The sequence below is a fragment of the Kordiimonas aestuarii genome (assembly GCF_025574465.1).
GTDB classification, from domain to species: Bacteria; Pseudomonadota; Alphaproteobacteria; order Sphingomonadales; family Kordiimonadaceae; genus Kordiimonas; species Kordiimonas aestuarii.
This window is the reverse complement of record NZ_JAOBPP010000001.1, coordinates 1-10,362: the sequence shown is the minus strand read 5'-3', so window position 1 is coordinate 10,362 and position 10,362 is coordinate 1. Positions and strand designations below refer to the sequence as shown.

Genomic DNA, 10,362 nt, shown 5'->3' with positions numbered 1-10,362 from the left:
TAGGTCGTAGACTCATAATTTTTCAACCAGATACAGACTGAAGCCAGTTTTACAGCGGCGAGGAAATTCTCCGGGTTTTTGTCATAGCGCGTTGCAATGCCCCGATAGTGCTTGAGCTTATTGAAGAAACGCTCGACGAGATTACGGTGTCGGTACAGCCATTTACTGAAGGTAAAGGACTGCTTGCGGTTGGCTTTTGGCGGAATATTGGCCCAAGCTCTGCGCGCTGTGGTGAAGGCACGAAGCGCGTCGGTATCATAGGCTTTGTCAGCGAGCAAGATCGCTTCCTCCTTGATGTCCTCAATCAGATCAAGGGCCGGTTTGCTGTCGTGGGTCTGTCCAGCAGTCAGCGAAAGCCTGATCGGCAGACCATCCGCATCGACGAGGGCGTGGATTTTGGTGGTCAGTCCACCCCGGGAACGGCCCATGCAGCCATCGTCCTGATCCCCCTTTTTGCCGTGGCCCCTTGTTGATGCACACGGACACAGCTGCTGTCGATCATAATGATGTCACCGTCATGGGCTTTGCTCACCGCCTCGAACAGTCGGTCCCACACCCCGGCCTTGCGCCAGCGGACAAACCGGTTGTAGCAGGTGGTGTAGGGACCATATCTTTCGGGAATGTCTGCCCACGGCGTTCCCGCCCGAAAGCGCCACAAGATGCCGTTGATCACCCGGCGGTCATCCACCCTAGGCACCCCGCGCGGCTTGTTCGGCAGCAAAGGCTCTATGATCGACCATTCATAATCTGTCAGTTCATACCGGCGGCGGCGCATCAAAACCTCCTCAATGATTTGAGAAGCGTTGAATCATATCTTCGCCTGTTTGGGAATCCCTTTTATGAGTTTACGGCCTAACAGGAGTTTGTCTGGTTCGCAGCTTGTCATGCGAATTTCTCGCGCGCATCGGTTTCCCGGCCGATAAAATTATCCCGGTGCCAAATCATGGCTATCCTCTTGTGAATATGGTCAACGCAAAACGGGCAGATGCCTATGTAAATGACAAACACTTTAACGCGATCCAGCTGCGGGAAGCAGGCTTGCCATCCGAAACCATGCAATCTGCAATGTTGATTGAAAATCGTGGCGGGTTTTACTTCGCGGCAGGCCTGCAGGTAGATGCGGCTCTCAGAAACAGGGTTCAGCGCGCTTATGCCCGTCTCGTGAAATCCGGCGACTACGAGATGCTGATCATGGACATGCAAAACCTAAAATAGATTAGGTGCCTTGACGGGGCTTCTGTTAACATTCTTGAGAACTCTTTTTACCGCAGTACCTGAAAAGCGGCAATTCTATTGGCTTTGGGCGTGTAAGAAAATGAAAAACTGGCTGATATTGCTGGCAACTTTGTTTGGTTCACCTTTCCTTGCAGTCGCTCAGGCGGCAGACCTTATCGTCTATACTGAAGATTATCCCCCCTATAACTATACTGACACTGACGGCAGGGTTGCGGGGCTGGCCACTGAAAAAGTGCGGCAGGTGCTTGATGCATCTGGGCTTGGTTATACCATCAAGTTGGTACCATGGAGTCGGGCCATGCTATATGCCACCACGCAGGAAAATGCTTTCATTTATACCATCACGCGTACCCCTGCACGGGAGGTACAGTTTGACTGGCTGGTGCCATTGGCGGATTCAAACTTCTACCTGTATGCCCGCGCGGATGAATACCGTCTTGTCACGAGTGAGGCAGTGAGAGCGGGCGTTTTTACAGCGGCATGTGTCTCTGGTGACCTCACATGTGATTTGCTGAGCTGGACCGGAATTCCCGAAAAAAACGTCACGCAGATATCAGACAGTGAGACAGGGGATTTCCGTATGGTTGTGGCTGGCCGGGCAGATCTTTATATCAGTGACACGGCAGTCAACCATCGCCTGCGGCAGGCTGAAGGGTTTCGTCCCGATGTAACGAGGCCAACCCTGCGCATTGGTGGGAAGGTCGGGTTTTACCTTGCCAGCGGTTTGCAGGTGCCCGAGGAACTGCGCCACAAGGTTCGCGAGAGTTACCAACACCTTCATAACAATGGTCTTTACGAGTTGGTTGAGGCGTCTCAAACGAGAGACTGAAAAAGTAACTGTGACGGCTTACCAGTCCCAGTCATCATCCCCATCTTCACCGGCAACCACGTGGCCGTGCAGGTCATAGTCGTCACTTTCAGTGATCAGGGCCATGACCATATCGCCTTCGCCCAGCTCCGACGCGCCTTTGAGGTGCACTTGTCCGTCAATTTCTGGCGCATCGGCATAGGTACGGCCGGTGGCACCGTCTTCGGTGACCTCATCAATCAACACAGCCATCTCGAGGCCAACTCGCTCCTTCAGCTTTACGGCCGAGATTTCCTGCTGGACCGCCATGAAGCGTTCCCAACGTTCCTGTTTCAGTTCCTCGGGCACCGGGTTTGCCAGCGCGTTGGCAGCAGCGCCCTCAACAGGTTCGTATTTGAAGCACCCAACGCGGTCGAGGCGTGCCTCACGCATCCAGTCGAGCAGGTAATCAAAATCTTCATCTGTTTCGCCGGGGAAGCCGACGATGAAAGTGGACCGCAACACAATCTCGGGCACAATTTTACGCCAGTTCGCGATGCGCTCAAGCACCTTTGCCTCGTTGGCGGGGCGCCGCATGGCACGAAGCACTGTTGGGCTAGCGTGCTGGAACGGTATATCAAGGTACGGCAGAATCTTGCCCTCAGCCATCAGGGGCATGATGTCGTCCACATGTGGGTAGGGATAGACGTAATGCATCCTCACCCAGACATCGAGCTCACCCAGTTCGCGGGCGAGGTCTGTCATATGGGCACGGACCTCGCGGTCTTTCCACTTTTCTGACTGGTGCCTGAGGTCAAGGCCGTAGGCTGACGTATCCTGGCTGATGACCAGAAGTTCCTGCGTACCGGCTTCGACCAGCTTTTCCGCCTCGCGCAACACCGCGCGGATGGGACGGGAGACAAGATCACCGCGCAAGCTGGGGATAATGCAGAATTTACAGCGGTGGTTGCAGCCTTCGGAAATCTTGAGGTAGCTATAGTGGCGCGGCGTGAGACGCAGTCCCGCCTCCGGTACCAGATGCACGTATGGGTCATGGGGTTGGGGCGCGGCCTTGTGCACCTCGCCGACCACCTGTTCATACTGGTGCGGGCCGGTAACGGCCAGAACGCCCGGCACAACTTCGCGCACCGCGCCTTCGTCCACGCCCAGACAACCGGTCACGATAACCTTGCCGTTCTCAGCCATGGCTTCCTTGATAGCGGAGAAACTTTCCTCCTTCGCGCTATCAATGAAACCGCAGGTGTTGACCACTACGACATCGGCTCCCTGATATTCAGGCGAGATTTCATAACCCTCGGACCGAAGTTTGGTGAGGATGCGTTCGCTGTCTACCAGTGCCTTGGGGCATCCGAGGGAGACAAAGCCGACTTTGGACGTATGGTTTGCGTGTGTGCTCATGCGCGCGGCTTATACAGCTGGAAAGCGTAAAAAGCCAGCGAGAAACGCGGTAAGCCGGTTAAGAGGCGACCCAGGAAGGGGAGCCACGATCCGGCTCCCCATTACAGGGTTTTTATTGGCCGATGTCAGCGGCTATAAGCTTCGCTGCTTTCGGTGGTCTCGCCATCATGCAGGCGTTCGCGCACCGATGCCGGGTTGGTTGTGATGTAGGATTGCAACACGGCAATCGCCTCGCTCGCGGCTTCCTCGTCCGTCTTCTTGCCGTCTTCAACATCGGTGGCGATGCCAAGGATCTGCATGTACAGCTCCGCTGGTTCGCCTTGAATGGTCAGCCCCACGCGGGTATTTGCAGCAAAGATATCATTCCACTCATCGCGGATTGCTTTCCAGTAGCCCTTGGTCTTGGCCCAATATTCGGTGCCGATTTCGGTTTTGAAGCCGTCGAACTTCTCATAAGTGTTCACCCCGATTTCGTGCACCAAGAGCGCCGGTTGTTCCCCACCCAGCACGAGTTTAGCGTTGTCCTGCTCGTGTACCCAGCCGTTTGGTGTAATGGCGTGACGATTGACGGCCGCAATGGCGTGATAGTCATCGCGTTTTGTGGCGTCACGACGCGGTAGGGGGCGCCAGCTTTTTGGTGAAGTCCAAACGGCTGCACCGCTTGAGTGATCCCACGCGGCAACAGCGGCATACCGTGGCGCGTCGTCAACCTGATACACCGTTTGTGACCATTTTCCGGCGCGCTCAGCCAGGCTGACGTCGCGCTTTACCCATGTATTGGCCCCAACAAAGTCCATAATCTCGGTTGGTTGAAACTGCCAGTCCTGCCGCCAGTGCTTGATTGGCATGAAAGGCACCTCATCACCATCCCCGACAACAAGGATATGCTGCAGGCTGATAAACTCACCGGTGTCATCAATAACGCGCACCATCTCATGTGCGCCGGTGACGTAGCGCTCCTTGGGCTCGTACCCTTTCTTGAAGGAAACGGTCTCCTGAAAGTCGAACTTGACCTTATAGTCCCCAGCCATGGCGAGGATGGCTTTCCGGTCAGCCTCAAACTTCTCGGCGGTGGTGGTGGGGGCTGTATCTGCTTGTGCGGCTACCATGGACACGCTGCTTTGGCTGGTGGTGTTACATGCGGCCAGCATGAAGGCCGTGCATAGGACGGCACCCAGTTTAAGGCTCGATTTGATCAGTGTCGGTTTCATCGTCTTTCCTAACCCAGTGTCACTGTAATTTATAATAATGATTCTTACTTGCAATGTAAAAGCATATTGCTTAAGAACGCTGATAACGATTCTAAGAATCATTTGCAATAACAATATAGACACCTGCGCGGTGCACAAGGAAACGCCATGACCGGGAAGCGAAATACAAAGCAGCTCTCATCTTCCAGCCTTATGACACTGATGCTGGGTGTCTCTATCATCGCAACGGTGCCTGCGTCGGCAGAGGCACCCGCAGATATCACAGAGATTACTGTCAGCGCGACCAAGAATCCGGTTGAGGCTTTCTCGACTCCCTCATCGGTGAGCGTGGTTTCAAAAGATGAGATTGATGACCTGATGGCGTCAAACATCTCTGACGTATTTGCTTCCGTGCCTGGCCTCATCTTTGACGGTGGTCCGCGCCGCAACGGACAGACGCCTGCTATCCGAGGTATGGCGGGTGAAGGTGTGGTGGTGCTGTTTGACGGTGTGCGTCAAAGCTTCCTTTCTGGCCATGACGGCCGTTTCTTTATTGAGCCAGACCTCCTGAAATCAGCTGAGGTTGTGCGGGGTGGTGGCTCGTCGCTTTATGGTTCGGGCGCTGTGGGCGGGGTTATCTCGCTCAACACGGTTGATGCTGCTGATCTGTTGCAGGAAGGTAGCAACGCAGGCTACCGCCTCAGCGGCGGCTATCAGGATGTGAACGAAGAATGGCTTTATGGTGCGACCGTCTTCGGCCGCAGCGGAGACGGCAAGTTTGACACTGTTGCCAGCCTCAGTTTTCGTAACTCCGATGATATCGCGCTGGGTGATGGCAATAGCTTGCAGGCTGACGACAGCATTGCCTCGGGCATCGTCAAGGCTAGCTATCAGGTGACCGACGCGCTCAAGCTTTCCGGCAGTTGGCTTGGTTACAGGAACGACGCGGTTGAACCGAATAACGGCCTTGGCAACAATACCGGCGACCTGATGGAAAAGGACATCGTCAGCGATACTTTCCGCACAGGACTTGACTTTAACCCCGAAAGCAACCTGGTCAACTTTGCCTTTGTTGGGTATGTGAACAAGGCAAACGTGAAGGAAAGCGACCTTGACAGCGACCGGGTGATCAACCGCGACGTGGAAACCGTGGGGGTAAGCTTTGATAACCGCAGCCGGTTCGAATTCAGCCAGAATAGTAATTTTACCCTCACCTACGGCGGCGAATATTACCGCGATGAGCAGGCGGGCACTGACACGGCAACACCCGATGGCACCCGTGGTGGTGTGCCGGATGCTACCGCCAAAACCCTTGGCTTGTTCATTCAGGGCGAACTGGTGGCGGATACCGCATTGGGCGAGATCATCCTTATCCCCGGCGTACGCTATGACAAATTCAAAAACAGCGCGGTTGGCGTAGATGTGGAAACATCCGAGGGCAAAACATCGCCCAAATTTGCCGCGAGCTGGAGCCCGGTGGATGAGTTCATGATCTTCGGTAGTTATAGCGAAGCCTTCCGCGCCCCGTCCTATAACGAGATTTTCGCGGACGACCTGCACTTTGTCATCCCGCTGGGGCCGGGCGTTGAGGCGCCAAATTTCTTCATCCCGAACGCGGACCTGAGGCCCGAACGCTCAAAAACATGGGAGTTTGGTGCGGGGGTTGATTTTACTGATCTATTCTCCACAGGTGACCGCTTCACCTTCAAGGGGGCCTACTTCAATTCTGACGTCACGGACCTTATCGACCTTGAAGTGAACTTTGAGTTTTCGCTACCGTGTTTTGTTCCGGGTATGCCGGGCACCTGCAACGCGGGGACCAGCCGCAATATCAACACGGGGCGGGCAGAGCTGAAGGGCTTTGAGCTTGAAGGTATGTATGACAGCGAATGGTTCCGCCTCATGGCATCGTATAGCTCAGTGGACGGCAAGGATAAAGATACCGGGGACTATGTCGGCATCCTGTCGCCAAACCGGATTTACATGTCGGGCGAGGTGAAAATGCCGTCGCTTGACAGCCGCTTGGGCGCGCGGATGAATATCGCCAGCCGCTTCGATAAGGTGAATGACCCGGCGGACGAGCGTCCTGGCTATGAGACGCTGGACCTGTTCCTTGTCTGGCAGCCGGATGAGGCGTTCAAAGGCTTGCGCGTTGACCTTGGTGTTGACAATGTGTTCGACACAGAAGCGCAGACGGTGTTCGCTGGCGTGGTTGACCCGGGCCGCAACATGAAAGCGCGCATCAGTTGGACAGGCTCTTTCTAGGCCGGTCCGGTCGCCAGAGGGAGGCAATGATATGAGGAATACAAAAACTGCTTACGGCGCACCGGCCAAGATATTGCACTGGCTGCTGGCGGCCTTGCTGCTCGGGCAAAGTGTACTGGGGCTTGTCTTTTCGGATATGCCGCGCGGTGATGACAAATCCGAGCTTCTTCGCCTTCATGCTTCCTTCGGCCTCCTGATCCTCGCGTTCATGCTTTTGCGGCTTGGTGTGCGGGCAGCGGGCGCGCGGGTCGAACCCGTTGAAGGTACGACTGCAATGCTCAGGAAGGTGGCGCACTGTGCACACCTTGCACTGTATCTATTGATCTTCCTTTTGATTGGCGCGGGCATTTTTACGCTCCTGACCGTGGGCTGGAATGTCGACTTTTTCGGCGTTACCATCATCCCCACGTGGTTTGAGCGTGACATGGACCTGCACCATCTTTTTGAAGAAATCCACGTTTACAGTTGGTATGTGCTCGCGGGGTTTGTGGGGCTTCACATCATTGGGGTCATCTATCACACCTTTGTCCTCAAGGACGGAACACTTGCGCGCATGGGGCCGTCGGTAGACGGCTAGTTTCTCACCAAAGCCTTGAAACTGCCTTGATTTTTCGGTTCACTCACTCGCATACTGGCGGGAGAGACGATCATGAGTGACACAGGCGACAATCAGGTGCATAGCGATATGGGTAGCGAAAACAGTCGCTTCATGCAGTTCCTCAATGGCTACGGCGTGAAATCGGTCCTGATCGGGCTCATGCTACTGATCATGCTGATCCCGCTGTCGATGATTGGCAGCCTCGTGAACGAACGGTCTGGCCGCGCCCGTGAAGCCGACATGAAAATCGGCGAGGTCTGGGGCCATGAACAGATCGTCGGCGGCCCCATGCTGGTGGTGCCTTATGAGGCCGTTGAGAAAATCCGCAAGACCGGTGAACTGGTAACGCTCAGGCGACAGCTTGTCCTCCTGCCTGACAGGCTCACGGTTGGGGGTGTTATCGATGTGGAAAGCCGCCGCCTTGGGCTCTATAGCAGCAACGTCTATACCGCCAACCTCACCATGACCGGCACCTTCACCATCCCGGACATCGACACGGACACGCTTGAATGGGGCAAGGCAACCGTCAGTCTGTTCCTCGATGACCTGCAAGGCCTGCAGGGTGATATTGTTATGACGGTGGACGGCAAGGACACCACCATTAAACCTGCAACGGGGCTTGAGCATAACCCAAGCGGTGTGCATGTGCAGGCTGCGGACCTCGCGCCTGGCAGGTCCTTCGCAGCCGAAGGCAGTTTTTCGCTGCGCGGTATGCGTGCCCTCAATATCTGGCCATCGGGTACCACAAGCGATATCCAGCTTTCTTCCGCGTGGCCTTCCCCAGGTTTTCATGGTCGTTTTTCGCCTATCAGCCGCACGGTGAGCAAAGATGGCTTTGACGCGCGCTGGCAAACGCTCAGGCTTGCGCAAGGTATAGGGCCTGTGCTGTCGGACGGTGCGCCCTTGCCGGTGATGAACACCGTGACAGTCAATTTCATTGACCCTGTCAACACGTACAGCCTCACCGACCGCAGCGTAAAATACGGCTCGCTTTTTGTTTTGCTGACGTTTGCTGTGATCTATCTGTTTGAGGTGGTGTCGGGCAGCAAGGTGCACCCGGTGCAATATATTCTTATCGGCCTCGCGCTTTGCCTGTTTTTCATGGGGCTTTTATCGCTGGCGGAACACATGGCCTTCACAATGGCCTATATTGTCTCCTCAACGTTGATCGTGGGGCTCGTCACGGCATATGCCTGCTCGGTCACCAAATCACGCAGCTGGACGGTGGGCATATGCCTCACGCAAACCGCGCTTCTCGGCTTCCTGTATGGGGTCCTGAACATGGAAGACTTTGCGCTTCTTGCCGGTACGACGCTCATGTTCGTGGCACTCGCCGTGGCGATGTATCTCACCCGCAATGTGGACTGGTATAAAAACAGCGCGCCGGGCGATAAGGCCTAGGCGAGCTTTCTAGCGCGAGCCATCGCGGCTTGGGTCAGCGGCGATGCAGCTATGGATTTTGCCAGATGAGAAAACTTGTTCGCCCCATCGGGGAAGCTAGTTGCGAGCCGATATGCAGCATATTGCTGAATCGGATTGTTTGAGCAGCTTGCAACTGTTTCAATCAAAGCCGCGTACTCCAGCGGATAGCTCAAGTGTGCTTGGGTCAAACGGACTGACATATCTTTCCACAATTGATCGCTGAGGTTTTGTGATGCCGCGAGTAGGCCGTTCAGTTGTTGTAGCTTACTTGGTGTTGGGCTGGCGAACACAGAGCGGATAACGGAAATATACCGCTGCGAAAATGTATATATCTCTTGTTGGCTGAACGTTGGTGGCGCGGTTTCTTCATCGTGCTCAATTTGCTCTAGCCATTCTGGCGAGCGAATTTTGGCGGTTGCCTTATCACTCTGTACACGATCCCATAGTTTGTAGAGTAAAATACCAAAGCAAAATAACATGCTGCCATAAATGGCATAATTAATGATGGCGCCTAGCATGTAGTATTCCCCCAGCCGGTGGTCTCATTCTTTGCTAGCCGCAACCAAGGCTATAGGCAAGAATTAGTGTACTAGGCCGTAAACTCATAAAAGGGATTCCCAAACAGGCGAAGATATGATTCAACGCTTCTCAAATCATTGAGGAGGTTTTGATGCGCCGCCGCCGGTATGAACTGACAGATTATGAATGGTCGATCATAGAGCCTTTGCTGCCGAACAAGCCGCGCGGGGTGCCTAGGGTGGATGACCGCCGGGTGATCAACGGCATCTTGTGGCGCTTTCGGGCGGGAACGCCGTGGGCAGACATTCCCGAAAGATATGGTCCCTACACCACCTGCTACAACCGGTTTGTCCGCTGGCGCAAGGCCGGGGTGTGGGACCGACTGTTCGAGGCGGTGAGCAAAGCCCATGACGGTGACATCATTATGATCGACAGCAGCTGTGTCCGTGTGCATCAACAAGGGGCCACGGCAAAAAGGGGGATCAGGACGATGGCTGCATGGGCCGTTCCCGGGGTGGACTGACCACCAAAATCCACGCCCTCGTCGATGCGGATGGTCTGCCGATCAGGCTTTCGCTGACTGCTGGACAGACCCACGACAGCAAACCGGCCCTTGATCTGATTGAGGACATCAAGGAGGAAGCGATCTTGCTCGCTGACAAAGCCTATGATACCGACGCGCTTCGTGCCTTCACCACAGCGCGCAGAGCTTGGGCCAATATTCCGCCAAAAGCCAACCGCAAGCAGTCCTTTACCTTCAGTAAATGGCTGTACCGACACCGTAATCTCGTCGAGCGTTTCTTCAATAAGCTCAAGCACTATCGGGGCATTGCAACGCGCTATGACAAAAACCCGGAGAATTTCCTCGCCGCTGTAAAACTGGCTTCAGTCTGTATCTGGTTGAAAAATTATGAGTCTACGACCTA

The 10,362-nt window shown here is 54.9% G+C and carries 10 protein-coding genes; 6 read left to right on the top strand and 4 right to left on the bottom strand.

The window, feature by feature from the left end; translation table 11 throughout:
* A protein-coding gene (locus OEU85_RS00050) for an IS5 family transposase (RefSeq protein ID WP_262689381.1) occupies positions 1–775 on the bottom strand; the annotation gives its coding sequence in 2 pieces (ribosomal slippage) (positions 1–460 and positions 460–775; 776 coding nt annotated over the 2 pieces). This gene is flagged as partial in the annotation.
* A 104-nt stretch (positions 776–879) separates the two neighbouring features.
* On the opposite strand from OEU85_RS00050, the gene OEU85_RS00045 reads away from it, so the two are divergent.
* Both OEU85_RS00045 and OEU85_RS00040 read left to right on the top strand, forming a co-directional pair.
* The gene (locus OEU85_RS00045) at positions 880–1,215 is read left to right on the top strand and encodes a type 2 periplasmic-binding domain-containing protein (RefSeq protein WP_262689389.1); all 336 of its coding nucleotides are present in this window, start codon (positions 880–882) and stop codon (positions 1,213–1,215) included.
* Positions 1,216–1,315: 100 nt separating this feature from the next.
* Positions 1,316–2,065, top strand: a complete 750-nt coding sequence (locus tag OEU85_RS00040; RefSeq protein WP_262689388.1) for a substrate-binding periplasmic protein — start codon at positions 1,316–1,318, stop codon at positions 2,063–2,065.
* An 18-nt stretch (positions 2,066–2,083) separates the two neighbouring features.
* Here OEU85_RS00040 and rimO read toward each other — a convergent pair whose 3' ends face one another.
* Together rimO and OEU85_RS00030 are read right to left on the bottom strand one after the other, a co-directional pair.
* A complete protein-coding gene (rimO, locus tag OEU85_RS00035; protein WP_262689387.1) occupies positions 2,084–3,442 on the bottom strand; it encodes a 30S ribosomal protein S12 methylthiotransferase RimO in 1,359 nt (452 codons plus the stop codon).
* A gap of 125 nt (positions 3,443–3,567) precedes the next feature.
* Entirely contained in the window at positions 3,568–4,653 is a 1,086-nt protein-coding gene (locus tag OEU85_RS00030; RefSeq protein ID WP_262689386.1) for a DUF6607 family protein, read from the bottom strand.
* A gap of 147 nt (positions 4,654–4,800) precedes the next feature.
* Here OEU85_RS00030 and OEU85_RS00025 point away from each other — a divergent pair, with 147 nt between their 5' ends.
* The 3 genes from OEU85_RS00025 (at position 4,801) to creD (ending at position 8,896) form a co-directional block, all read left to right on the top strand.
* A complete protein-coding gene (locus tag OEU85_RS00025; RefSeq protein WP_262689385.1) occupies positions 4,801–6,897 on the top strand; it encodes a TonB-dependent hemoglobin/transferrin/lactoferrin family receptor in 2,097 nt (698 codons plus the stop codon).
* A gap of 31 nt (positions 6,898–6,928) precedes the next feature.
* Positions 6,929–7,474 (top strand): cytochrome b, encoded by a 546-nt coding sequence (locus OEU85_RS00020; RefSeq protein ID WP_262689384.1) that lies wholly within the window; start codon positions 6,929–6,931, stop codon positions 7,472–7,474.
* 72 nt (positions 7,475–7,546) lie between these two features.
* Positions 7,547–8,896 carry a cell envelope integrity protein CreD gene (gene creD, locus OEU85_RS00015; RefSeq protein WP_262689383.1) on the top strand — a complete coding sequence of 450 codons (1,350 nt, stop codon included), beginning with the start codon at positions 7,547–7,549 and terminating at the stop codon, positions 8,894–8,896.
* On the opposite strand, the gene OEU85_RS00010 is transcribed toward creD, so the two are convergent.
* Entirely contained in the window at positions 8,893–9,435 is a 543-nt protein-coding gene (locus OEU85_RS00010) for a hypothetical protein (RefSeq protein ID WP_262689382.1), read from the bottom strand. The genes creD and OEU85_RS00010 overlap by 4 nt on opposite strands.
* 152 nt (positions 9,436–9,587) lie before the next feature.
* Between OEU85_RS00010 and OEU85_RS00005 the strand changes: the two genes are divergently transcribed.
* Positions 9,588–10,362, top strand: a protein-coding gene (locus tag OEU85_RS00005; protein WP_262689381.1) for an IS5 family transposase whose coding sequence is annotated in 2 segments (ribosomal slippage) — positions 9,588–9,903 and positions 9,903–10,362 — 776 coding nt annotated over the 2 segments. Because the reading frame shifts where the segments join, the coding sequence is not laid out codon by codon here. This gene is flagged as partial in the annotation.